At 58.2% G+C, this 24,766-nt stretch carries 24 protein-coding genes and 2 riboswitches; of the genes, 20 read left to right on the plus strand and 4 right to left on the minus strand.

Annotation, left to right across the window (positions count from 1 at the left end; genetic code table 11):
- The first annotated feature begins 197 nt into the window (after window positions 1–197).
- The 4 genes from AC1RDS_RS05290 to AC1RDS_RS05305 all read left to right on the plus strand — a co-directional run bounded on the left by AC1RDS_RS05290 (window position 198) and on the right by AC1RDS_RS05305 (window position 2,384).
- The gene (locus AC1RDS_RS05290) at window positions 198–1,019 is read left to right on the plus strand and encodes a YdaU family protein (protein ID WP_492226705.1); all 822 of its coding nucleotides are present in this window, start codon (window positions 198–200) and stop codon (window positions 1,017–1,019) included.
- Window positions 1,016–1,471, plus strand: a complete 456-nt coding sequence (locus AC1RDS_RS05295) for a hypothetical protein (RefSeq protein ID WP_492226706.1) — start codon at window positions 1,016–1,018, stop codon at window positions 1,469–1,471. The genes AC1RDS_RS05290 and AC1RDS_RS05295 overlap by 4 nt, the downstream gene beginning before the upstream one ends.
- A 228-nt stretch (window positions 1,472–1,699) precedes the next feature.
- Window positions 1,700–2,143 (plus strand): DUF5681 domain-containing protein, encoded by a 444-nt coding sequence (locus AC1RDS_RS05300; RefSeq protein ID WP_492226707.1) that lies wholly within the window; start codon window positions 1,700–1,702, stop codon window positions 2,141–2,143.
- Window positions 2,136–2,384: a hypothetical protein gene (locus tag AC1RDS_RS05305; protein WP_492226708.1), complete on the plus strand. Its 249-nt coding sequence runs from the start codon at window positions 2,136–2,138 to the stop codon at window positions 2,382–2,384. Before AC1RDS_RS05300 ends, AC1RDS_RS05305 begins: the two co-directional genes overlap by 8 nt.
- Before the next feature lie 340 nt (window positions 2,385–2,724).
- Here AC1RDS_RS05305 and AC1RDS_RS05310 read toward each other — a convergent pair whose 3' ends face one another.
- From AC1RDS_RS05310 to AC1RDS_RS05320, 3 genes are read right to left on the minus strand one after another with little or no spacing between them, the layout of a single operon-like run.
- Complete coding sequence (locus tag AC1RDS_RS05310) at window positions 2,725–3,987, minus strand: Y-family DNA polymerase (RefSeq protein WP_492226709.1); 1,263 nt, start codon at window positions 3,985–3,987, stop codon at window positions 2,725–2,727.
- Window positions 3,984–4,817, minus strand: a complete 834-nt coding sequence (locus tag AC1RDS_RS05315) for an endonuclease (protein ID WP_492226710.1) — start codon at window positions 4,815–4,817, stop codon at window positions 3,984–3,986. The genes AC1RDS_RS05310 and AC1RDS_RS05315 overlap by 4 nt, the downstream gene beginning before the upstream one ends.
- 4 nt (window positions 4,818–4,821) lie before the next feature.
- Complete coding sequence (locus AC1RDS_RS05320; protein WP_492226711.1) at window positions 4,822–5,262, minus strand: LexA family protein; 441 nt, start codon at window positions 5,260–5,262, stop codon at window positions 4,822–4,824.
- Between the two features lie 246 nt (window positions 5,263–5,508).
- Between AC1RDS_RS05320 and AC1RDS_RS05325 the strand changes: the two genes are divergently transcribed.
- The 14 genes from AC1RDS_RS05325 (at window position 5,509) to bioB (ending at window position 21,199) form a co-directional block, all read left to right on the plus strand.
- Window positions 5,509–6,282 carry a FadR/GntR family transcriptional regulator gene (locus AC1RDS_RS05325; protein WP_492226712.1) on the plus strand — a complete coding sequence of 258 codons (774 nt, stop codon included), beginning with the start codon at window positions 5,509–5,511 and terminating at the stop codon, window positions 6,280–6,282.
- Window positions 6,279–7,145, plus strand: a complete 867-nt coding sequence (locus AC1RDS_RS05330) for an amidohydrolase family protein (RefSeq protein WP_066709397.1) — start codon at window positions 6,279–6,281, stop codon at window positions 7,143–7,145. The genes AC1RDS_RS05325 and AC1RDS_RS05330 overlap by 4 nt, the downstream gene beginning before the upstream one ends.
- A 55-nt stretch (window positions 7,146–7,200) precedes the next feature.
- Complete coding sequence (locus AC1RDS_RS05335) at window positions 7,201–8,202, plus strand: TRAP transporter substrate-binding protein (protein WP_066709400.1); 1,002 nt, start codon at window positions 7,201–7,203, stop codon at window positions 8,200–8,202.
- Between the two features lie 13 nt (window positions 8,203–8,215).
- Entirely contained in the window at window positions 8,216–8,731 is a 516-nt protein-coding gene (locus tag AC1RDS_RS05340) for a TRAP transporter small permease (RefSeq protein WP_492226713.1), read from the plus strand.
- Window positions 8,732–8,737: 6 nt separating this feature from the next.
- Window positions 8,738–10,009 (plus strand): TRAP transporter large permease, encoded by a 1,272-nt coding sequence (locus AC1RDS_RS05345; protein ID WP_066709405.1) that lies wholly within the window; start codon window positions 8,738–8,740, stop codon window positions 10,007–10,009.
- 17 nt (window positions 10,010–10,026) lie between these two features.
- The gene (locus AC1RDS_RS05350; protein WP_066709407.1) at window positions 10,027–11,445 is read left to right on the plus strand and encodes an FAD-binding oxidoreductase; all 1,419 of its coding nucleotides are present in this window, start codon (window positions 10,027–10,029) and stop codon (window positions 11,443–11,445) included.
- Between the two features lie 328 nt (window positions 11,446–11,773).
- Window positions 11,774–12,523, plus strand: coding sequence for an electron transfer flavoprotein subunit beta/FixA family protein (locus AC1RDS_RS05355; protein ID WP_492226714.1), 750 nt, complete (start codon window positions 11,774–11,776; stop codon window positions 12,521–12,523).
- 2 nt (window positions 12,524–12,525) lie between these two features.
- Window positions 12,526–13,461, plus strand: coding sequence for an electron transfer flavoprotein subunit alpha/FixB family protein (locus tag AC1RDS_RS05360; RefSeq protein ID WP_492226715.1), 936 nt, complete (start codon window positions 12,526–12,528; stop codon window positions 13,459–13,461).
- Between the two features lie 6 nt (window positions 13,462–13,467).
- On the plus strand, window positions 13,468–13,938 hold the full coding sequence (locus AC1RDS_RS05365) for an acyl-CoA thioesterase (RefSeq protein WP_066709414.1): 471 nt from the start codon (window positions 13,468–13,470) through the stop codon (window positions 13,936–13,938).
- A 382-nt stretch (window positions 13,939–14,320) separates the two neighbouring features.
- Window positions 14,321–14,424, plus strand: a riboswitch (TPP riboswitch).
- A 69-nt stretch (window positions 14,425–14,493) separates the two neighbouring features.
- Window positions 14,494–16,422 carry a phosphomethylpyrimidine synthase ThiC gene (gene thiC / locus AC1RDS_RS05370; RefSeq protein ID WP_492226716.1) on the plus strand — a complete coding sequence of 643 codons (1,929 nt, stop codon included), beginning with the start codon at window positions 14,494–14,496 and terminating at the stop codon, window positions 16,420–16,422.
- 246 nt (window positions 16,423–16,668) lie between these two features.
- Window positions 16,669–16,891: riboswitch (cobalamin riboswitch) on the plus strand.
- A gap of 67 nt (window positions 16,892–16,958) precedes the next feature.
- Entirely contained in the window at window positions 16,959–18,278 is a 1,320-nt protein-coding gene (gene bioA / locus AC1RDS_RS05375; protein WP_492226717.1) for an adenosylmethionine--8-amino-7-oxononanoate transaminase, read from the plus strand.
- Entirely contained in the window at window positions 18,268–19,491 is a 1,224-nt protein-coding gene (locus AC1RDS_RS05380; RefSeq protein ID WP_492226718.1) for an aminotransferase class I/II-fold pyridoxal phosphate-dependent enzyme, read from the plus strand. The genes bioA and AC1RDS_RS05380 overlap by 11 nt, the downstream gene beginning before the upstream one ends.
- Window positions 19,488–20,180, plus strand: a complete 693-nt coding sequence (gene bioD / locus AC1RDS_RS05385) for a dethiobiotin synthase (RefSeq protein ID WP_492226719.1) — start codon at window positions 19,488–19,490, stop codon at window positions 20,178–20,180. Before AC1RDS_RS05380 ends, bioD begins: the two co-directional genes overlap by 4 nt.
- Entirely contained in the window at window positions 20,177–21,199 is a 1,023-nt protein-coding gene (gene bioB, locus AC1RDS_RS05390) for a biotin synthase BioB (RefSeq protein ID WP_283224980.1), read from the plus strand. Before bioD ends, bioB begins: the two co-directional genes overlap by 4 nt.
- Window positions 21,200–21,586: 387 nt before the next feature.
- On the opposite strand, the gene AC1RDS_RS05395 is transcribed toward bioB, so the two are convergent.
- A complete protein-coding gene (locus tag AC1RDS_RS05395) occupies window positions 21,587–22,309 on the minus strand; it encodes a GntR family transcriptional regulator (RefSeq protein WP_492226738.1) in 723 nt (240 codons plus the stop codon).
- Window positions 22,310–22,533: 224 nt separating this feature from the next.
- Between AC1RDS_RS05395 and AC1RDS_RS05400 the strand changes: the two genes are divergently transcribed.
- Window positions 22,534–23,787 carry an ABC transporter substrate-binding protein gene (locus tag AC1RDS_RS05400; RefSeq protein WP_492226720.1) on the plus strand — a complete coding sequence of 418 codons (1,254 nt, stop codon included), beginning with the start codon at window positions 22,534–22,536 and terminating at the stop codon, window positions 23,785–23,787.
- A gap of 95 nt (window positions 23,788–23,882) precedes the next feature.
- Window positions 23,883–24,764: a branched-chain amino acid ABC transporter permease gene (locus AC1RDS_RS05405; RefSeq protein ID WP_492226721.1), complete on the plus strand. Its 882-nt coding sequence runs from the start codon at window positions 23,883–23,885 to the stop codon at window positions 24,762–24,764.
- Window positions 24,765–24,766: the final 2 nt, after the last annotated feature.

Here is a 24,766-nt window from a genome sequence, read left to right on the forward strand (position 1 = left end):
GGTCTTCGTCTTGCGTGGCATTCATGCTCCTTGTTGACATGCTATGCCTCACACACAAACTTTCTGACAGGCTCGTGGGTCGCACTGCAACACCTGGCGCTGATCGCTCGCTGTCGCCTGTCACTTCTCCCCCGGCCACCACTCTGCCCAACATGGAAAAGTGCGCAAAAAAATGCTGCTGCCAACCGGGAGGCCGCATGAACTACTTCCCGTTTCACATAGGCGACTACGCATCCGACACGGCCCATCTTGAGCCCATGGAAGACTTGGCCTACCGCCGGATGCTCGACCTGTACTACAGGCGCGAATCCGCGCTTCATGCCGACCCTGCCGAAGTAGCCCGGCTGATTCGTCTGCGCAACTGCCTGGAAGAGGTGAAAGCAGTGCTTGGCGAGTTCTTCGACCTTTCGGACGACGGCTGGAGGCATGTCCGCTGCGATGAAGAAATCAAGCACATGCAGAAAAAGCAGTCGAAGGCTCGCGAGTCTGCCGCCGCATCCGTTCATGCGCGCAAGGCAAAGGCTGACGACCAGCCTCGGAGCGAACGTTCAACGAACGCTCAACGGACGCTCAACAAACGTTCAGCGGATGTTGAGCTACCAACACCAACACCAACACCAATAACCACTACCAACGTAGTGGGGGAAAGCGCGCCAAAGCCGCGCCCCACCCGCAAGTGCCCCGAGACATTCATGGTCACACCTGCTATGCAGGACTGGGCAGACCAGAACACCCCCCTGGTCAACCAAAACCAGGCCACGGCCACCTTCCGCGACCATACCTTTAAGACCGGCATTGCGGACTGGGCTGGCGCATGGCGCAACTGGATGCGCCGCGAGCAGAAATTCATCGAAGACCGCAAGCCAAGCGCAGGCCGGCAAACCCTGAGCTTCGCCGAGCGTGACGAAAAAACCCGCCGAAAGCGCTGGGAGGAGATGACCGGGCGCAAGTGGCCGGAAGGTGGCGAGGTCATTGACGTGGCCGCCGTGAACAGCGAAATCCAGGAGTTTCTGCAATGAGCCTGCCAATGAATGCCATTGACCGCCTGTTCGAGCGCCTAGCGGCCACCTACGGCGCAGCCTGGACACGCCAATGGGCCGATGTCCCGATGAACGACGTGAAGAGCTCGTGGGCACATGAGTTGGAAGGCTTTGCTGGACAGCTTGAGGCTCTGGCCTGGGCATTGGAGAACCTGCCGGAGCGCTGCCCCAACATCATCGAGTTTCGCAACCTCTGCCGGCGCGCGCCAGCCCCCAGTGTCCCCAAGCTACCCGAGCCAAAGGCTGATCCCGAGCGGGTCAAGGCAGAAGTAGCCAAGCTCAGGCCGATAAGCGTACTACTCGCCCAGGGCGGCCGAGACATGAAGGAGTGGGCCAAGGTCATCGTTGCTCGCGAGAAAGCCGGAGACAAAGTACCCCAGGTCTCCCTGCGGTTCGCCCGCGAGGCTCTTGACATCAAGGTGGGTACTTGACGTGCGAGTCAACCAAGTCATCTGCCGCACTCGATTTGCCTGGGGGATTCGAGCGCAAGCTCAAATTCCTTGTCAAGGTGGCCATAACGCTGGGCTGGAAGGCCTACTCTGGCACCGGGCCAAGGAGCTGGATGCCGACACTTGTTGGAATTTTGCAGGGATACACCTGGGCCCTACAAAGGCCAGGCAACAGCAGACAGGTGTCCTTGATTTAACAGAGGCGAAACAATGACCGAACCCATCAAGAAAAAACGCCAAGGCCGCTGGAAAGCCGGAGAGAGCGGAAATCCGAAGGGGCGCCCTACAGGCACAGGCAAGGTGGCACAGGTGCGCGCATCCATCGCTGAGCATATTCCCGAGTTGCTCCAAGCCCTCGTGGCCAAAGCCATCCATGGGGACGTGGGGGCGGCTCGCCTGCTACTGGAACGGACCATCGCGCCATTGCGTGCCATCGAACCAGCGCAGGCATTGAGCCTGCCAAACGGAACCCTGACGGATCAGGGACGGGCCGTGTTGACAGCGGTCGCTGCCGGCGAGCTGACTCCCAGTCAGGGCGCATCACTACTAGGGGCAATCGGCACGCTGGCTCGTGTGGCTGAAATTGACGAACTGATTACCCGCATCGAAGCACTGGAAGCCACGCACACAAACCGAGAGGGGTTGCATGGGTAATAACCTGAGAAAACTTGAAATGCGCCTGCTGGCACTCGAGCGAAACCGCACGAGTAGTCGACCCACTTGCGGCGTGGTGACGTTTGGGCGGCATGAGACGGCAGACGAAGCCATTGAGCGAGCCAGGCTCGCAGGGATGACTGGTTCTATTTTGGTGGTCCCAGAACCCATGACCGAAGAGGAGTGGGTAGCCATGATGAAAGATGCGATCATTCAAGACAGCCAAAAAAATAACCTATGAAAGGGACTCTCATGAACAAAAAGGCGCGACCCGAGGCCGTCGGCAATGAGAAGTATTCGTCCATCTGGGAGAGTACCCCCCATTGGACTTATGCCAGGCGGGACCGATACCCCTGCGGCACTGGGCTCGGCGAATACTTCGACCCTGGGAGCGTCAGGGACACTTTTCAGGGCCGACTGCACGGCTTTCTCAATCGCATCAAGCGACTGCTTCCTTTTCGCTGAAGCACCGTCGCTGAACTTTCCTCGACAGGTGCGGCATGAGTGGCTGGCGGAGAGAAATGGGCCTGCCTGCGAAGCTGGTACGGCCTAATAAATAAGACCCTGTTGGCCATACCGAATCACACCACCGGCACCTCGTCCCATGCCGTCGTGTAGTTCGGTGACTTGCGCTCCTGGCGCATCTCCCAGTCCCTGAACGCCCCCTGCGTGGACACTTTGACCGTACCCCGCCCAAAGCGCTGGTTGAGGGTGTCCAGCGCCAGCATCAGCTTGTCGTTGGCAAGGGTCACTGGCTCCAGCAGATCACCCTGCCGATGCGTCACTGGACTGATCTCGCTGAGCATGACCCCGGCCTTCTTGTACTGGTAACCCGGCTTAAACATCCGCTCGCACAAGTACGCCGCCCAGCGGTTGACCTCCAGGCTGTCGTTCGTGGGGTATGGCAACGGGACCGCCAGGCTTGGGTTGTATTGCGGCAGGTCCTTGCGAAAACGGTTGGTCTGCAAGAAAACCTGGATCACTGCCGCGTGACTCTTCTGTGTGCGCAGCTTTGCGCAGGCATTGGCCACGAAGGTGGACAGCGCGTCCTGGAGGATGACCAGCTCCGTGACCATGTTGCCGAATGACCGGCTGGAGATGATCTGCTGCTTGTCTGGCTGGATTTCCTGCAAGTCTATGCAGGGCACTTCCTGCAACTCGCGCTGGATCTTCTCCATGACCACGCCGAACTCGGCACGTAGCGTCGGCACATGCGCGTGGCGCAAGTCATGCACGGTCTGCACGCCGTGGACTGCCAGTTTCTTGGTCAGCTTGCGCCCTACTCCCCAGACCTCCTCAACGGCAATTTGCTTGAGCAGCCTTGTCTTCTGCTCATCGGTCAGCTCGTTGTAGTTGAAGACGCCTTTGGAGCGAGGGTGCTTCTTGGCCACATGGTTGGCCAGCTTGGCCAGGGTCTTGGTCGGGCCAATGCCGACGCACACCGGGATGCCCGTCCACATCCCAACCCGCTGGCGCATGCTGTAGCTCACGTCCCGCAGCTTGCGGATGCCAGTGAGGTCCACGAAGCACTCATCGATGGAATACACCTCGTGCCGAGGAGAGAAATGACTCAGGATGGACATCACCCGATTCGACATGTCGGCATACAACGCGTAGTTACTGCTGAAGGCCAGGATGCCATGCTCTTCGGCCAACTGCTTGCACTCGAACCAGGGCTGGCCCATCCGGATACCGAGGGCCTTGGCCTCGTTGGACCGGGACACCGCACAGCCATCGTTGTTCGAGAGCACCACCATCGGCACCCGCGTCAGGTCAGGACGGAAGACCCGCTCGCAGGAGACGTAGAAGTTGTTGCAATCAACCAGGGCCAGCTGCTGGGTCATACCACCTCGACCGTGGCGGTCCCCATCATGATCGGCTTGACCAGAATCTTGTACGTGTCCAGGTCAAACCCGTGCTGCTCGTGCGTGCTGAGTTCGTTGGCTCTGGAGCACCAGGTGCCCATGTAGCGCCAGTCCTGGATGCGGTGACGCTGGACCCAGTCGCCACTTTGCTCGACCAGATCTACGGCACCAGGGAACGGCCACACCTGCACCTTCATGTCCACCAGTGCTGAAAACAGCCGCTGGTCATGCTCCCGACGGCCTTCCTTGCCCACGCAGGCGCCCAGGCAAGTTTTGACTTGGAGGCCAAAGCAGCCCCGCTTGCTGATCTTCTCCAGCCCCAGTAGGCCCAGACACAGCCGGTGCTGGTCGGCCAGCTCCCGCAACTTGCTCTGGGCCGAATGCACGGAGCTGAACAAGCCGTACAGGTCATCGGCCTGCCCAACAGCCACCGCCTTACCGGAGAGGATTTCCGGGCTGACAACGCCGTCTTGCTCCGCGAGGCGGATTGAGCACAGGTTGCGCAGGCGCCGCAGTCGGATGTTGAACAAGGGGCTTTGCTGCTTGATCAGACGCGCTTCCAGCAGCAGTGCGCCGATCTCTCCTGCAGTCTCGATGAACTCCACCCGCCGGGACTGGGCAATCATCTCGGCCTCGTCTTCGGCACGCAGGTGTGACAGCACCCGGCTGCGAATATCCACGCTCTTGCCGATGTAGAGAGGCAGCGTGCCCTCGCCCTTGAATATGTAGACACCCGAGGTGCGTGGCAAAGCCGCCAGCGAGCCTGGGTCAATCTGATGCGGTAGCGGTGAAGCGTCAGGCTGCGTCATGGTCTCAGTACAGCTTGTGCAAGTTGTAGGTCACCACACCCCAGACGGAAAACTCTTCCTCCGGCTTGACCACGATGGTCGGGTAGCGCTGGTTTTCCGGGACGAGCTTGATGACGCCGCCTTTTCGGTACAGCCGTTTGAGCGTGAACTCATTGCTCAGGACCGCCAACACGATGTCCCCATGCTTGGGCTCGATAGAGCGGTCGATCAGCAAGGAGTCGCCCTCATAGATGCCGATGTCAATCATCGAGTCACCCTTGACCCGGTGAACGTACGTGGCGTCCGCATTGCGGATCAGGTGGTCATTGAGGTCGATACGCTTGCGCGTGTGATCACCTGCGGGGGAGGCAAATCCCGCAGGCACCTTCCAGCCACACACCTCCAGCCAGACCTTCTTGTCGGTCACGAGAACGGGTTGCGGGTGGGTAAGTACTGCGGCTTTCATGCCACCGAATATACTGTTATTTCATACAGCATTTCAAGTACACTAAGGTCCTCAGCCGCAAGCGCTTAATGGCGAACCTCGGGCAGCTTTCGGCCAGAAGCAGAGATCTTGGGCCATTCCTGAATTCAGTCGTTCACAGTTCATTGCGGACCGCAGTGATTTATTGGTCAACTTGATATCAATTAACTAATTTTCCAAGGGTTTCCACCAATACGACATCTCAACTTATCAGATAACCTGGTAACCATGTTTGAACACACTATGACAGCTCTTCCGAAGCCATTGCGCTTTCCCGATGAAATCACCACTGTGCTGCTACGCAGGATTGAGTCGGGTGAGTACACGCCTGGCTCCAAATTGCCTTCAACGCGCGAATTTGCACAGGCGTTCAATGTGAGCCCACCCATGGTGCGTGAAGCACTGTCGCGGCTCAAGCACGATGGCTATGTTGAAGCGCGTCAAGGCTCGGGGGTATTTGTCAGTACTCGGCAGTCAACACCTAGCCTTCGGCTCGGCGCAGGCATGACTGCTGACCAAGCGTTGCTTGCTGATACCTATGAAGTACGTCTTCATGTCGAGCAATCGTGCGCTGAGCTGGCAGCTTTGCGCCGTACAAATGAAAACCTGATCGAGATGCGCTTGGCCTTGGACGAGATGGCCGAGGCGGTCAAAAACCACACCAATGGCACGCCAGCAGATGTCCGGTTTCATCTCGCGATAGCTCGGGCCACACACAATGAGGCGATGCTGAAGTTGCTCAGGTTCCTGCATGGCTCCCTGGAAGAAAGCGTTCAGTTGGCCCGTGTTAACAGTGAAAAGACGCCTGGACAGCCCCAGAAAACACAGCTTGAACATCAATCGATTTACGCTGCCATTGAGGCAGCTGATCCTTTGGCCGCGAGACTGGCTGTCAAAGCTCACCTCGATGGCGCGGCCAATCGACTGGGTTTGCGCGTTGGTCCGCATCCTCAAGCCGATGTACAGAGCAAGGTCGCCTCAGACCGTCAGGAAAACAAATGAGCGCCACCCACACATATCTGCCCTACAAGGCGGAAGTTTCGGTGCCGTCCAAACGCTTGCCAGCTGGCGCGTGCGACTGCCACTTTCATGTCTTTGAAGACGCAAACCAGTATCCGTTCGCCGCTGCTCGCAGCTACACGCCAACGCCTGCGCCCATGGGAGCGTACAGGGCAATGACGCGTACGCTGGGCATTGAGCGTGCCGTCCTTGTGCATCCAAGCGTCTACGGACGCGACCACTCAAGTTTTGAGCATGCGCTGGCAGAGAACACCAGCTGGCTGCGAGGCGTTGCGGTGGTCTACACCGATATATCCGATCGGCAAATCCAGTATTGGCATCAGCTAGGCGCTCGTGGAACGCGTTGCAACGCACTGTTTGATGGGGGTGCTGCCATGCAGGACTTACCGGAGATTGTGGCACGTATCAAACCCCTGGGCTGGCATCTACAAGTGCTCATTGATGTCGATAAAGACCCCGAAATGGTCATCAAGATGTCTAGGTTCGGCGTACCACTCGTGGTCGACCACTACGGTCATGTTCCCGCCGAGCGAGCGATCAACAGCAAGGGCTTCAACAACCTCCAAGCCCTGATCAAGGAGGGCAACACTTGGGTGAAGCTTTCCGGAGGCTACCGAATTTCTCCACAACGCAGCAAATTCACAGACGTCGCACCGCTGATGCAGGCATTGCTCAAAGCCAACCCCGACCGACTCGTCTGGGGTAGCGACTGGCCGCACCCATCAATCGCGGCCCCTATGCCCGACGACGGGCACCTGATCGATGCACTGCTTGATGCTTGCGGGCCACAGGAGATTCAAAAGATTCTGGTCGATAACCCTACACGGCTTTACTGGAACGACTGAGAAGTTCAGTCGTGATTTATCTCATTGATCAACCCACCACCAAAAAGGAGACAACATGAAACGTCGCACCCCTCTGAAACTAATCGCCAGCCTGTCCGCAGCGGCACTGCTGGCCATCGCGCCCACAGCGCATGCACAAAACAAGCCAATCATCAAGGTCGGTTGGACCACTTCCGATGGCGCGCAGGACCCCTACGCTATTGGCGCACGCGCCTTCAAGGCAGCGGTGGAAAAGAACACCAAGGGCACCGTCGAAGTACAGCTTTTTCCCAACCGTCAACTCGGCGATGAACGCCAGATGCTTGAAGGCATGCGCTTTGGCACAGTGGATGCTGGCGTAATCACCAACGCCGTGATCGGTCAGATCGAACCTTCTTTCAGCATCAATGATCTTCCGTTCCTCTTTGCAAACGAAGAACAAGCACATAAGGCGCTTGATGGAGCGCTTGGTGCAGAGCTGAGCAAGCGCATTGAGGGCAAAGGCATTGTCGCGCTGGGCTATATGGAGGGTGGCTTTCGCAACATGATCAACAACAAGCGCCCCGTCTCTACTCCCGCAGACGTCCAGGGCGTGAAGTACCGGGTCATGCAAAACCCTATCTACATCGACATGTTCAATTCACTGGGGGGGTCTGCCGTTCCCATGGCCTGGGGCGAGACGTTTACAGCTGTGCAGCAAGGCACGATCGACGGGCTTGAAATCCCCTTGGCAGTCATCGAAGCGAACAAATACTACGAGGTGACCAAATTCCTTTCTCTGACAAATCACACCTATTCGATGATCGGTCTGATGATGAGCAAGCGCGCGCTGGACAAACTCACACCAGAGCAGCGTTCGGCCGTTATCGCAGCAGCCAAGGCCGCCACCATCGAACAGCGAACAACGGCCAAGGCCGATGCCAAGGGCATTTTGACCAAGCTGGAAAAGAGCGGAATGAAAGTCAATGCCATTGGTGATGTCGCAGCATTCCGCAAGGGTGTTTCCTCGCTGTATGAAAAGTACCGACAGGGCGGCAATGGCTCATTGCTGGAACTCGCGTTGAGCGCATCAAAATAATTCGAGGTAGACCATGAAATCGCTCTTTCGCAAAGGCTTCGACTGGCTGGACATGGGAGTGCGAACTGCCGTGATGGCATTCGCAACTGTCATGCTTCTGGCTCTATCTTTACAAGTGTTTATGCGTTTTGTTCTGGATAAGCCTTTGAGTTGGAGCGAGGAGTTGGCCCTGGCGTGCTTTAGCTGGAGCATGCTGCTCGCTATCGGATTGGGGGTCCGCCAGAAAACCCACGTACGCATGGACATCTTGGTGGACCACCTGCCCAAAGCTTTGAGTTTGGTGATTGAGAAAGTGGTCACGCTTTGCATCGCAGGATTTGGTGCATTCCTTGCCGTTGCAGGCAAAGATTACGTCGCAGATGCCGTGGGCTCCACCTCTGCCGCGATTGGTTATCCGATCGTTTATTTGTATGCCTGCGCGCCAGTCTGTGGCCTGGTCATTGCGCTCTTTGCTTTGGAGCACTTGATTCTTGGTAGTCCGGACAAATCACAAGACGAATTGGCCGAGGTCAATGTCTCAAAAGGATAAATAAAAATGACATTAACTTCTTGGATTTTGACGGCTGGTTTTGCTGGTCTGGTCGTGCTCGGGATGCCGTTTGCCTTTGCCATCGCGATCAGCGTCTTGGCCATTCTCGTGCTCAGCGGCATTGAGCCGATGCTGCTGCCCCAGACAATGGTTGCCGGCACGCAAAGCTTCAGCTTGCTTGCCATCCCGTTTTTCATGCTCGCTGGCGAGCTGATGAGTTCGGGTGGCTTGTCGCAGCGCCTGGTTAAAGTGGCAGACGTTTTTGTGCGCCACCTTCCGGGTGGGCTTGGACTTGTGGTTGTGGTTGCGGCTCTCATATTCGCAGCGGTCAGCGGCTCAGCACCTGCCACAACAGCAGCCATCGGCTCTGTAATGATTCCGTCAATGGTCGAACGGGGCTACAGCCGCAACTATGCAACCGCCTTGGTGGTTGCCGTTGGCGTGCTTGCCCCACTGATTCCGCCTTCAATCGCGTTTGTGATTTGGGGTGTCATTGCGGAGCAGTCGATTTCAAAGCTTTTCCTGTCCGGCGTGCTGCCTGGTTTTCTGATGGCTTTTGGCATCACCTTGATCGTCATCTTCAAAGACATTCAAGATAAGAGGCCTCGCCAACCTCGAGCCTCACTGGCCGAAATCATGTCCGTTCTCAAGGAAGGCATCTGGGCCTTGATGGCGCCAATCGTTGTCTTGGGCGGCATTTATGGTGGCGCATTTACCCCCACTGAAGCAGCTGTCGTCGCTTGCCTCTATGCACTGCTTGTCGGCTTCGTCATTGAACGTAGGCTGCGTTGGAAAGATCTGCCCAAGATCATGATGTCCGGCATGACCGTCAGTGCCATCGTCATGGCCATCGTGGCCGTATCGCAAGGTTTTGGATTCTTGGTCGCTCAAGAACAATTGGCAACCCGACTGGCCACCTGGCTCGGAGAGAACATTCACGACCGATGGATGATGCTGCTCGCGCTCAACCTGGGCTTCTTCCTACTGGCAGCGGTGATGGACGAAATCGCCATCATGGTGATTCTTGGCCCCATGCTAATCAGCATTGCCAAGCAGTTCGGCGTAGATCCGATCCATTTCGGAGCGATGATCGTGACGAACGTGGCCATCGGCATGGCGGCACCTCCTATCGGCTACTGCCTGTTCGTTGGCATGGCCATCGGCGGCACGAAGTTGTGGCCGCTCTCGCGTGCGATATTGCCTTTCGTGTTCGTCATGCTGCTGGTGCTGATCGCTGTGACCTACGTGCCAACGTTTGCACTGGCTTTGGTGCCCTGATGATGAGTCCAGAAAATATGTCTGACGATCAATCCGTGCTGAGTCAACTGCGCGGCACAGTGGGCGAGAAACATGTCCTGACCGAGGGCCAGGCCACCGCACCCTACTACGAGGACTGGCGCAAAAAATACCATGGCACTGCATTGGCCGTGGTGTGTCCTGCCAACACCCTGGAGGTGGGGGCGGTCATGCGCTTGGCACAGAAACACGGGTTGGCCATTGTTCCCCAGGGCGGAAACACCGGACTCTCAGGCGGTGCGACGCCCTCGGGCAATGCCCGTCAACTGGTCCTGAGTACGCGACGCCTCAATCGCATACGGCAGATCGATACAGCCAATGACACTGTGACTGTGGAGTCCGGTGTCGTGCTGCAAACGCTGCAGGATGTGGCCCGGGAAAACAACCGACTGTTCCCCCTCTCGCTGGCCGCACAGGGCAGCTGCACTGTTGGAGGCAACCTGGCCACCAATGCCGGGGGCACGGCTGTGTTGAGGTACGGCAGCATGCGTGACCTCACGCTCGGCCTAGAGGTGGTCACCCCTAACGGTGAAATCTGGGACGGCCTGAGAGCCTTGCGCAAAGACAACACAGGCTACGACCTTAAACAACTCTACATCGGCTCTGAAGGAACTTTGGGCATCATCACTGCTGCCGCTCTCAAGCTATTCCCGCACCCCGTCGCCAACCTGACCGCCATGATGGCTCTGCCATCACTGGTTGAAGCCGTCAATTTGTTGGCCCAAGCCCGAGAAGCCCTCGGACCGGGTCTGACAGCATTTGAGGTGATTTCAGCGCCTTGTGTGCCATTGCTCCAAAAACACTACCCGAACCTTCGCTGGCCCTTCAGCGATCCATGCGAAGTAGCTGTGCTGATGGAACTTACTGATCATGACAACGAAGCACATGCGCGCGATCAGCTTGAACGATTACTCATGCGGTCAATGGAAGCAGGGGACGTCTTGGATGGTGTTGTTGCCGAATCGGTTGCGCATTCTCAGACGTTGTGGTCGCTTCGTGAGTCAATTTCCGAGGCACAGGGTCTGGAAGGGGCGCACATCAAACACGATATTTCCGTGCCCGCGTCAGCCGTTGCTCAATTTGTCGCGCAGGCTCAGGAGGCCTTGAGCCAGGCTGCACCAGGTGCACGCTGTGCCTGGTTCGGCCATTTGGGAGATGGGAACTTGCATTTCAATGTGCTTTCCCCAGCAGGCGCCGATCCCATGCCGTTCGCTGCTCGTCAAAATGAAATCAATGAAATTGTTCATGATCTGGTCGTACACCATCGCGGCTCGATTAGCGCCGAACATGGCCTGGGGCAATTGCGCCGAGATGAGAACCAACGATACAAAAGCCCGCTCGAAATGGCGCTGCTGCGCCAGATCAAATCGGCGTTTGATCCCGAAGGACGAATGAACCCCGGTAAGGTTATTGCGTGACGACATTCGGTATTCGTGCCAAAGCCGTAAATGCTTAGGTTCGAGATGAGTGTTCTGCTGCGCGCGATCGCTGAGCTGCCCTCGAAAAAGGCAATGAAGTTTGACGGCCCCAGCGGTTCGACGCATTACTTGCCGCATCGTAATCAATAGCCTGGATTGAGTGGACCTCAGGGCAATTGAGTGAGGTATCCCCTATTGCTGATCCGACATCGAGTCCAGGCATTTAAAGACGAAACCCCAGGATCGTGCAATCTTGGTCGGGCGCTTTGGATAGAGGTTCTCGGCCAATCTGTCAGAACTGTTTTAGATAAATTTTCAAGAGGTTGCTATGAAGATTCTGGTTCCCGTCAAACGGGTGGTGGACTACAACGTCAAGGTGCGCGTCAAGAGCGACAACAGTGGTGTGGACATCGCCAACGTCAAGATGAGCATGAACCCGTTTGACGAGATCGCTGTCGAAGAAGCTGTGCGCCTGAAAGAAAAGGGCGTGGCCACCGAAGTGATCGCCGTCTCCTGCGGCGTGGCGCAGTGCCAGGAAACCCTGCGCACCGCCATGGCCATCGGTGCCGACCGCGGCATCCTGGTGGAAACCGCTGAAGAGCTGCAGCCCCTGGCCGTGGCCAAGCTGCTGAAGGCCTTGGTCGACAAAGAACAACCTGGCCTGATCATTCTGGGCAAGCAGGCCATCGACGACGACTGCAACCAGACCGGTCAGATGCTGGCCGCGCTGGCCGACCTGCCGCAAGCCACCTTCGCTTCCAAAGTCGAAGTTGCTGATGGCAAAGCCAATGTGACCCGTGAAATCGACGGTGGCCTGGAAACCCTGGCTGTGAGCCTGCCTGCTGTGGTGACCACCGACCTGCGCCTGAACGAGCCGCGTTATGTGACGCTGCCCAACATCATGAAGGCCAAGAAAAAGCAGCTCGACACCTTCAAGCCCGAAGACCTCGGCGTCGATGTCGCCCCGCGCATCAAGACCCTCAAGGTCATGGAGCCGGCCAAACGCAGTGCCGGCATCAAGGTGCCTGATGTCGCCACGCTGGTCGACAAACTCAAGAACGTTGCAAAGGTGATCTGATCATGACCGCACTCGTCATTGCCGAACACGACAACGCGTCCATCAAGGGCGCCACCCTCAACACCGTGACCGCTGCTGCCGCTTGCGGTGGCGACGTGCATGTGCTCGTCGCTGGCCACAACGCCGCTGCTGCTGCACAGGCCGCCGCCCAGATCGCTGGTGTCGCCAAAGTCATCCACGCCGACAGCGAAGCCCTGGCCCATGGCCTGGCCGAGAACGTCGCTGCGCAAGTGCTTGCCATCGCCGGCAACTACAGCCACATCCTGTTCCCGGCCACTGCCGGCGGCAAGAACGTGGCCCCGCGCGTGGCCGCCAAGCTCGACGTGGGGCAGATCTCTGACATCACCAAGGTGGACTCGCCCGATACCTTCGAGCGCCCGATCTACGCGGGCAACGCCATTGCCACCGTGCAGTCCGCTGATACCACCAAGGTGATCACTGTGCGCACCACCGGCTTTGACGCGGCTGCCGCCACCGGCGGTTCTGCTGCTGTGGAGTCTGCCGCTGCAGCAGCCGACAACGGCAAGAGCAGCCATGTGGGCAGCGAGATCGCCAAGAGCGACCGCCCCGAGCTGACCGCCGCCAAGATCATTGTGTCGGGTGGCCGCGCCCTGGGCAGCAGCGAGAAGTTCAACGAAGTGATGACGCCCCTGGCCGACAAGCTGGGCGCTGCCATTGGTGCCAGCCGCGCTGCGGTGGACGCGGGCTACGCCCCCAACGACCTGCAGGTTGGACAGACCGGCAAAATCGTCGCCCCTCATCTGTACGTGGCTTGCGGCATCTCGGGCGCCATTCAGCACCTGGCGGGCATGAAGGACTCCAAAGTGATCGTCGCGATCAACAAGGACCCCGAGGCCCCGATCTTCAGCGTGGCTGACTTCGGCCTCGAAGCCGATCTGTTTGCGGCCGTGCCGGAATTGATCAACTTACTTCCTTGACAAGCCATGGAACTGCCTGCGCATCAATTAACCATGACGGTGCTTATGACCCCCGATACCGCGAATTTTTCTGGGAATGTGCATGGTGGGACCATCCTCAAACTGCTGGACCAAGTGGCCTATGCCTGTGCCAGCAGGTATGCAGGTGCATACGTTGTAACCTTAAGTGTTGACCAAGTCATGTTCCGACAGCCCATCCATGTTGGTGAATTGGTTACCTTCCTGGCCTCAGTCAATCACACGGGTACTTCGTCCATGGAAGTAGGCATCAAAGTGATTGCCGAAAACATCCGCACCCAACAAAAACGGCACGTCAATAGCTGCTTCTTCACCATGGTCGCGGTGGATGATGAACGAAAACCGCAAGGGGTTCCTCCGCTTCGGCCCTTCTCCCCAGAGGAGAAACGTCGCTTTGCTGCAGCAGAGACTCGGAGAACCATGCGCCGCGAGATGGAGAAACGATTTTCAGAAATTTGACGATCAATGACAGCTTATGACCGAAGACCTCATTCACGGATGACAGCTTCGGTTATTGCCGAAGGACAGCAATGGGTCGACTGCTGCCGGCCATAAGCCGTCATCCGCATTCTCATCCTGCAGGTCAGGCCTGGGCTGCAGATCTTTGCATGGCTTGCGATGTTTCATTTCTGCAGTCGCGAGCCAACGTAGTTGGAGAGCTTTGATCCCAGCGCCATCAACTTGGATGCGACTGTACCCTTGGTGTTTGCAGCAGTGTTGAGTTGATTACCGATGACTACGACTGCCATATGGGTCGAATAGTTCTTCCCGTCCAGAACCAATTAAAAATCTAATTTAGCCATGCGGCAATAAATTGCTCTATTCGCGGCTGATATACTGAAACAACGCTCCGGGGTGTCCACATGGTGTGGGCTGAGATGGCTTGTCCAAACCCGCGAACTTGATCCGGTTCATACCGGCGGAAGAAGAGCATTTCCCTCTGCCCATGCTGGCTTTGCGCCTGCATGCTAACCAGGGCGACCTTCGGAGCGCACACACTGAAGGAATCTGCTCGTGAATGCTCCCGATCAATTCATCGCCCAATCGGCTACCGTGGATGAGGCCGCTATTGCGCCCCTGCCTGGCTCGCGCAAGGTGTACATACCTGGTTCGCGCCCTGACTTGATGGTCCCGATGCGCGAGATCAGCCAGAACCCCACGCCCTCGGCTTTTGGCGGTGAGGAGAATCCGCCAGTCTTCGTCTACGATACTTCTGGTCCCTACACCGATCCAGCAGCACGCATCGACTTGCGCCATGGCTTGCCTGCGCTGCGCCAGCGCTGGATTGAGGAGCGCCAAGACACTCAGGTCCTTGAAGGCCTGACCAGCGACTTCGGCCGTACCCGAGCCGAAGACCACGCGCTGGATAGCCTGCGCTTTCCCGGTTTGCTGCGCCGGCCACGCCGGGCGCGAACAGGTTCCAACGTCACTCAGATGCATCAGGCACGCAGAGGCATCGTCACGCCCGAGATGGAATTCGTGGCCATTCGCGAGAACATGAACCGAGAGCACTACTTGGCCACGCTGACCGCCAGCGGTCCAGGGGGCGAGAAACTGGCACAAAGACTGGGCCGACAGAATCCAGGACAGGACTTTGGCGCAAGCATTCCAGCACGGATCACCCCCGAGTTCGTGCGTGACGAGGTGGCACGTGGCCGGGCCGTCATTCCCTGCAACATCAACCATCCCGAGTCGGAACCCATGGCCATCGGTCGCAACTTTCTGGTGAAAGTCAACGCCAACATCGGCAATTCGGCGCTGGGCTCCTCGATCAGCGACGAGGTGGACAAGATGACCTGGGCCATCCGCTGGGGCGCCGACACAGTGATGGACTTGTCCACTGGCAAGCACATTCATGAAACAAGGGAATGGATCATCCGTAACTCGCCAGTGCCCATCGGCACGGTACCGATCTACCAGGCGCTGGAAAAAGTGGATGGCAAGGCGCAGGACCTGAGCTGGGAAGTCTTCCGCGACACACTGATCGAGCAAGCCGAACAGGGCGTGGATTACTTCACCATCCACGCAGGTGTGCTGTTGCGCTACGTGCCGCTGACTGCTGATCGCATGACCGGCATCGTGAGCCGGGGTGGCTCCATCATGGCCAAGTGGTGCCTGGCCCATCACCAGGAAAACTTCCTCTACACGCACTTCGAGGACATCTGCGACATCATGAAGTCTTATGACGTGGCCTTCAGTCTGGGTGATGGCCTGCGACCGGGCTCCATCTATGACGCCAACGATGAAGCCCAGTTGTCAGAACTTCGCACCTTGGGCGAGCTCACGCAAAAGGCATGGCAACACGACGTTCAGGTGATGGTTGAAGGCCCTGGCCACGTTCCGCTGCACATGATCAAAGAGAACATGGACCTGCAACTGGAGCAGTGCCATGAAGCGCCTTTCTACACCCTGGGTCCGCTGACCACCGACATCGCTCCTGGGTATGACCACATCACCAGCGGCATCGGAGCGGCCACCATTGGTTGGTACGGCACGGCTATGTTGTGCTACGTGACACCCAAGGAGCACCTAGGCCTGCCGAACAAGCAAGACGTCAAAGAAGGCATCATCACGTACAAGCTGGCAGCTCACGCTGCCGACCTGGCCAAAGGTCACCCTGGCTCGCAGGTGCGTGACAACGCGCTTTCAAAAGCCCGCTTCGAGTTCCGTTGGCAGGATCAGTTCAATCTGGGGCTTGACCCTGACAAGGCACGCGAGTTCCACGACGAGACCCTGCCCAAGGACTCGGCGAAGGTGGCGCATTTCTGTTCGATGTGCGGCCCTCACTTCTGCTCCATGAAGATCACTCAGGACGTTCGCGACTACGCCAACAATCAGGGGCTGGACAACCAATCTGCATTGACTCGCGGGATGGATGAAAAATCCGCTCAATTCAAAGCATCGGGTGGCGAGGTCTACATCCCGATTACGCAGAGTTCTTAAGACCAACTTCAACACAGTCACCCCGATTGGCATTCACTTGGATATATTCTTCGAGTGTCTGCCTTGGGTCGGGTAGAGCCGGTCAAGGGCCGCCGACTCAGTTCGGCCAAGAGAAGTCATCCGTGATCATTTCCTACAGCGGTCATTTGCAGGTCATATCGACCCAAAGCGGTCGGCCAATAAGCGCAGGCAATGTCGGCGCAGCCACCACATTTCAGAACCAGCATGCGAATGTAGGTGTATGAGCTAAACTAAAAAGGTTGGTGCTCGCGGTGTATTTCACACATCGCAGTTAAACGGGAAGCAGGGAAGCTAACCCTTTCAGGGAAAACTCAACCTGCGCTGTCCTCGCAACGGTAAGTGGACGAGACTCACCTCTCACTCCTGTCACTAGCCACTGAGCATATTGCTCGGGAAGGCGACAGCAGCTTCCACCAGCCCGGATACCGGCCAACAAGGTGGCGCATCGCCAGGTGACGCTGTTTTCCCATTCACTGTCGAGGATGCCAGTGAGGGAGCGTTCAGATTCATACCTGATGAAATTTCACTCTGCTCAGCAAGGTGAGCTTGCCATTCGGAGCCTTAACGTGGTGTGGCACCCTTGCACGCAAATGGCTCGCGCACAGAAGACGCCGCCTCTGCCAATCGCACGAGGCGAAGGCCCTTGGTTGTTTGACACGCAAGGAAGACGCTACTTCGATGCCAACAGCTCCTGGTGGGTCAACCTGTTCGGCCATGCGCATCCTGACGTCAATGCAGCCATCAAAGCCCAGCTCGATACGCTGCCGCATGTCATGCTGGCCGGTTGCACGCACGAACCTGCCGTTCGGCTGGCCGAACGGCTAAGCGTCCGAACGGGTGGCTCGCTGGGTCATGTGTTCTTTGCCTCGGATGGTGCGAGTGCCGTTGAAATCGCGTTGAAGCAAAGTTTTCACAGCTGGCGCAATCAGGGGCAAACGCTCCGGCGCGAGTTTGTCTGTCTCAAAAATGGCTACCACGGTGAAACCATCGGTGCGCTCGCCGTGACCGACGTGGCCATCTTCCGTGACGCCTACGATCCACTGTTGATGCATGCACACATCGTTGAATCGCCGGACAGCCGACTCAACAACGAGGATGCCGCGTTTTCTGCCTTGCGCAGCTTGCTCGATGAGCGGGGCGAGCACATTGCTGCAGTGATCGTGGAGCCGCTAGTCCAGGGGGCGGCCGGCATGGTCATGCACTCCCCCGAATACTTGCGCAAAGTGCGCGCGCTCACCCGCCAGCACGGTGTTCACTTGATTGCCGATGAGATTGCGGTGGGCTGCGGGCGCACAGGAACCTTTTTTGCCTGGGAACAGGTTGACACAGCGCAGTGGCCTGATTTCGTCACCCTTTCCAAAGGGATCACCGGTGGAACATTGCCCTTGTCACTGGTGCTGACCACAGAGGCTGTCTACCGCGCATTCTGGAGCGATGACGTATCCCGTGGGTTCCTGCACTCTCACTCCTACACGGGCAACGCTCTGGCCTGTGCCGCAGCCAATGCGGTGCTGGATCGATTCGATGCTGGACAGATACAGGCCAATCGAGTCCAGGCCTCGGCCTTGAGCGAAGCATTTGCAGTTTTGTCAGAGCACCCTCGTGTCAAGAACTTCCGCCAGCGGGGAATGATTCTCGCTTTCGACGTCACAGATGCCGGCGACCGATTCAGCGAACGTTTTCACTTGGCTGCACGGCGTCATGAGTTGTTGATCCGGCCGATAGGCAGCACGGTCTACCTGATGCCCCCCTATGTAATCGACCAGGCAGCAGCGGATTTTCTGGCCCATGCCGTGGGCGTCACCTTGAACGAGGTTCTGCACCATGCTGCATGAGCATCTGACCCAGAAACTCGACGCCATAGCCCAGCAGCACTTGACCCGGGTGTTGCGCACCGCAGAATCGCCAACGTCACCTCATCAAATCGTCCGGAGTACAAACGGCGTCGGCCAGCAGAGGCTGATGTTCTGTTCAAACGACTATCTTGGGCTGGCATCCCACCCGCGCATTGCCGAGGCTTTGGCGGAAGGCGCGCAAATTTGGGCTGGTGGCTCGGGCGCCTCACACCTGATCAGCGGCCACACGCTGGCGCACGAGCGCCTCGAAGACAGGCTGGCCAGCTGGTTTGCGCCTCACATTCCACAGGCGCGTGTGTTGAGCTTCAGCACCGGCTATATGGCCAATCTGGCGGTTACCTCGGCTTTGGGGGATTCCGAAGCCGAATTTTTCTCGGACGAACTCAACCACGCATCCCTGATCGACGGCATGCGCCTGGCCAAGGCACCCGTTCAGCGCTATGCCCACGCCAATGTGGCCGAGCTGCGCAAGCTTCTGGCGTCCAGCACGGCGAAAATCAAACTCATCGTCAGCGACACCATTTTCAGCATGGACGGGGACATGGGCCCCTTGCCGGAGTTGCTGCAATTGGCACAGGAGCACGATGCGTGGCTGGTCCTCGACGATGCGCACGGCTTTGGCGTGCTGGGGGAGCGTGGACGTGGTGCACTGGAGCACTTTGGCCTGTGCAGTGAGCGCATCATTCTGGTCGGCACCCTGGGCAAGGCGGCTGGCTTGTCAGGGGCTTTTGTCGCCGCCCACGAACGTGTCATCGCCTATTTGATGCAGGCGGCTCGCACTTACATCTTCACCACGGCCTCCTTGCCTGCGGTCTGCCATGCCTTATTGGCCAGTCTCGATCTCATTGAAGGAGATGTTGGCCAACAACGCCGCAGACACCTGTTGGCACTGCAGCACCAATTACGCAAGGGCTTGGGTGAATTGCTGGATCGCCATGCCCATTGGGGTTGGCAACTGACCCTTTCATCCACACCCGTGCAACCGCTGATCGTTGGCTCCAACGACGCCACCATGATCCTGTCATCGGAGCTGGAGACGGCTGGCCTGCGTGTACCCGGCATCCGTCCGCCGACGGTTCCCGTGGGGCAGGCGCGATTGCGCATTACCTTGTGCGCCACACACACTGCAAGCGACATCGACCGCCTTTTGGATGCCGTAGAGGCAGCCGTGCAACGCATGGAGGGTGCATGAAGGGATTTTTCGTCACAGGCACCGACACGGAAATCGGAAAGACCGCCATCACAGCAGGGCTGACCCATTTGGCGGGTAGCCTTGGAATGCGCAGCGCAGCCGTCAAACCCCTGGCGGCGGGCCAGGACATCGTGAATAACCGATGGGTCAACGAGGACGTACTGCGCCTGCGCGCCGCTGCCAATATTGAACTGACCGACGCCCAGGTTGGGCCTTTACAACTGCGCACACCTTGCGCGCCTCATATCGCAGCCGAACTCGAGGGCATCACCATTGAGCCAGAAGCGTTGCTCGCAACCGTGCAGCGGACGCTGAGACTTTGCGACATTGGGTTTGTGGAAGGCGTGGGTGGTTTTCGTGTGCCACTGACCGCTGGCTGGGACACCGCCGATATGGCAGCAGATCTCGATTTGCCAGTCATTCTCGTGGTGGGCATGCGCTTGGGATGCATCAATCACGCACTGCTCACCGTTGAGGCCGTTCAAGCTCGCGGATTGCACCTGGCTGGCTGGGTTGCCAATGCAGTTGATCCCTCGATGGCCTATGTTGAAGATAATCTGGCCGCTTTATCGGCCCGACTGAATGCTCCTTGCTGGGGTCAGGTGCCTCGTCTGCCAGACCCCAATCCCGCGGCTGTTGCCGCTCACTTGAGCCTGAGCGCTTTGCGCGTGGCACTGGAAAACGCATGAACCTCAATCAAATCAAGACACTGACACCGACTACTGACGCGGACCGCCGCAACACCAAACCGTGGACGGTGGATGAAGTGGCAGCACTGTTTGAGCTACCGTTCAATGACCTGATCTTCCGTGCGCAGCAGGTCCATCGGGACAATTTTGACCCCAATGCGATTCAGCTCTCCTCGCTGCTGTCCATCAAAACGGGCGGCTGCGAAGAGGACTGCAAATACTGCCCGCAATCAGCCCATTTCGATACGGGCCTCAAAGCCGAAAAACTGCTCCCGCTGGAAGAGGTCTTGGACGCGGCCCGTGCAGCCAAAGCCAGCGGTGCCACGCGCTTTTGCATGGGGGCGGCCTGGCGTTCACCCAAGGAGCGTCACATCGAGCAGATTGGAGAGATGATCAGCGAAGTCAAAGCGCTGGGGATGGAGACCTGCCTGACCGCAGGCATGCTGGATGATGTTCAGGCCGAACAACTCAAGGATGCCGGGCTGGACTACTACAACCACAACCTGGACACCTCCCCCGAGTTCTACGGCCAGATCATCACGACCCGAACCTATCAGGATCGACTCGATACCCTTGGACGTGTTCGCCATGTTGGGCTGAAAGTCTGCACCGGCGGCATCGTCGGCATGGGCGAGACGCGCCGTCAACGAGCCGGTCTGATCGTCCAACTGGCCAATCTGGACCCTTATCCTGAATCTGTGCCGATCAATAATTTGGTGCAAGTGGAAGGCACGCCTTTGGCAGGAACCCAGAGACTGGACCCCTTTGAGTTTGTCCGCATGATCGCGATTGCCCGCATCTGCATGCCTCGGGCGATGGTTCGTTTGTCGGCAGGTCGAGAAGAAATGCCTGAAAGCCTGCAATCGCTGTGCTTCCTGGCGGGTGCCAACAGCATGTTCTATGGGGATCGACTGCTGACGACCAGCAATCCTCAGGCGGAGAAGGATCGCCTCCTATTGAGCCGTTTGGGTATGCACTGTGCCACTGAAACGGAGAGCAAGGTGAAGGTCGTTAACTAGCTACTCGCCCCATTTTCACTGTTGGTCTTCTGGGTGCCTGCGACGCAGGTCTCACTCTCCAGCGAGACACCCAATTCTCTATATCGTGCGGGGACTGAGAGTCTGCTTATGGCCGAAGGGCTGGCTTCGTGAATGACAGCTTCGCTTCGCTGCCAACGACTGGGATGGGTCGACTGCTGCCGGCCAGAAGGCGTCGTTGGTGTGTCCGCCCTGGTGGGCCCGTCTAGGCTGAATGCGGCCGCTCGATTTTCATCAATGGTACAGCCGTTGAGTGAATAAGCAGTCGTTCGCTACAGGTGCCGAATGTGTCCAGTGGGTCAGGGTCGGTGAGCCTGATCCGTATTAAGCCGGCATCCTCGCAAGGCGGCGTTGGCAGTTCGCATACTGTCATGACCGCTGTGTGCCTTTGTTTGGCTCATCGGCCGCCACTAGCACTCCTGCTGAGATGATGAATTCCGCAGCAGACTGGATGTCGCCCTGCAAGGCTTTGCATGCCTTCTCCGGGTTTTTGGTGCGAAGGGCTTCTACGAGGGCGGCGTGGTGGGTTAGGGCGGTGCGCTGGCCCACGCGGTCTGAGCCGGCGCGAATGTCATAGTTCAGGATCGGGCCGATTCGCAACCACAGGGCTTCGATCAACTGCATCAGCACCGGCATACGCGAACCGCGGTAAATGCCAAAGTGCAGTTCCTTGTTGAAAGCGATCAGCCGTGCCACGTCCTGCGGCTGGTTTTTCATTTCATCTACAAAGCCCTCGTGCCAGACTTGGATCTGGCGTACCTCGTCTTCAGTCATGCGTTCGGTTGCGGTTGCCGTTGCCAGTCCTTCAAGGTTCATGCGGATGCTTGTGATTTCACGAAATTGACTGACTGACATGAGTGGTACCCGCAACGTGCGGTTTGGCGTGAGTTCCAGCGCTTGCTCGGCGCTCAGGCGCTGAACCGCCTCTCGCACGGGCATCACGCTCACCCCCAGCGCCTCGGCCATGCTGCGTAGAGAAATCTGTTCACCCGGCATCATGCGGCCGCTAATCAACAGTTCCTTGAACTGCTCGTACACGTCGGCGCTCAGGGTCTGGCGTTTGAGAGGGGTTAGATGTTGCGAAACCGTCATGGAGATCTTGCCTTCTTGGGTGGGCATGTTTGTGTGCATGTGCTGGATATGCAACGAAGCTTAGCGTTTCCTGATCGAATATGGATCAGGCACAGGGTAATCACTGACATGGTATCTGTGATCACAGATTACGATCGGGATGCCAGGGTAAGCAATCGCCGCACTGGCCTTCCCTTCCCTTCCCTTCCTTTCCTTCCTATCGGGACCATACAGGAGACAAGTTCATGAGTGACAAGACACTTTCGCCCTCTCAGGCCAACCGTCGGTTGGTGGTGGGTGCCATGGCCAGCGCCGCAGCGGCCCTGGCGGCACCGGCCATCGTGCGTGCACAGCCCAACGTCCTACGCATTGGCCATCTGACCCCCCGCACCGGTTTTCTAGGCCCGATGGGCGAGTACGCCGTCATGGGCGCTACGCTTGCCATGGAAGAGGTGAACGCTGCCGGTGGTGCGCTTGGCCGACCGTTTGAGATCCTCTTTGAAGATAGTGTGAACCCGCAGACCGCTTCGACCAAGGCGCAACGAATGGTCGAGCGAGACAAGGTGGACTTTCTGGTGGGTGAGATCAGCTCGGCCTCGGGGCTGGCGATTTCGCAAGTTGCCACCCGTGCACAAAAAATGTTCATGCAAACCGGCTGCAACTCCGATGAACTGCGCGGTAAGAACTGCAGCCGCTACATGTTCCACCTGGAAGCCAACAACAGCATGTATGTGCGCACCATCGGCCGCGAGATGCTGCGTCAGAACATGGTCAAGGGCAAGCGCTGGATGGCCTTCACGGCAGACTACGCCTTCGGTCACGATCTGTTCGAGAAGACCAAGCGCTTCATGGACGAAAACGGCGCCATCTTCATCTCCAACGACATGGTGCCGACCGATGCCACCGAATTCAGCTCCTTGATCCTCAAGGTGCGCCAGCAGCGCCCCGACCTGGTGATGAGCAACCTGGCCGGCAACTCCACCACCAACTTCATGAAGCAGTACAAGGAGTTCAACCTGCCGATCCCTCTGGCCGGTGCCGACCTGAACGCGGTCAGCATCTGGGGCGCGGGCGAGGGCAGCTTCCAGGGCGCCTGGCCGATCATCTGGACACACCAGGTCAATGCCCCTTCGGCCAAGGCATTCACCGAACGCTTCACCAAGCGCTGGGGCCGTCCGCCCGACAACCAGGCCGTGGCCGACTACCTGGCGGTCAAGATCCTGGCACGTGCCATTCAGGAGACCAAGTCGGTCGACACGCAAAAGCTCATCACCTACCTGGAGAGCGGCGTCAAGTTCGATGTGCTGCGTGCCCGCGAAGGCTACTTCCGTCCCTGGGACCACCAGCTCATGTTCGAGATGTACACCGTCAAGCCCGTGGCCGGCAAGGCGGGCAGCAAGTGGGATGTGATGGAAACCAGCGCCCCGGTGCCTGGCCCCAACGAGAGCCTGGAAGTGCTGGCCCCCACGCAGCAGGAAAACGCCTGCAAGTTCAGCTGATCTGACTGAAGCCGGACGCTGCCGAAGCAGGCTTCGGGCGTCCGGCTTGCATGCATGACGGGATAACCGGACAACTGGAACACTGGGAGAAGGCCTTGGCCAACGAGTTTGTTTTTTTGATCGAGCAGGTCATCAACGGCCTGCTCATGGGCGTGTACTACCTGCTCATCGCGCTGGGGCTGTCGATCATCTTCAGTCTGGGCGGTGTGGTGAACCTGGCGCACGGCGCCCTGTTTGCGATTGGCGCCTACATGATGGTGCAGATCACCGACATCGCCGGCTACGGTGTGGCCTTCATCGCCTCGCCCTTGATCGTGGCGGCGCTGGGCATGCTGCTTGAGCGCTTGTTTTTAAGGCACTTTTACAAGGCCGATCCGGTCTTGAGTCTGCTGTTCACCTTTGGTCTGGCGATGATCATCGAGCAGGCCCTGCGCATGGTGTTTGGTGCCTCGCCGCTGCAATTCAACGTGCCCAACTTCGCGCGCGGGCAGTTGATGCTGGGCGACTTCATGTACCCATATTACCGGCTCGCCATGCTGGCCGTGGCATCGGTGGCGCTGTTGCTGACCTGGTTGCTGCTCAACAAGACCGCCTTCGGCAAGGTGGTCAAGGCCGGTGTGTCCGACCCGGACATGGTGCGCGCGCTGGGCATTTCACTGGCCCCGGTGCTCACCGGCGTGTGCGGCATTGGCATTGGGCTGGCCGGTCTGGCCGGTGTGTTGCTGGCCCCGATCAGCGGGGTCCACCCGGCCATGGGGCAAGAGATCATGACCGCCGCCTTTGTGGTGGTGGTGATTGGGGGGCTGGGCAGCTTCTGGGGTGTGGTGGTGGCCGCGCTGCTGGTGGGCGTGATCCGTGGCCTGACCACGTATTTCTATCCCCCGGCCTCCGAGGCTTCGCTGTACATCTTGATGTTGGCGGTGTTGTTGTTGCGTCCGCGTGGCCTGATGGGCGAACGCATGGACCGCCTGGAGTAAAT

The organism is Acidovorax sp. GW823-FHT02H02 (assembly GCF_058797075.1).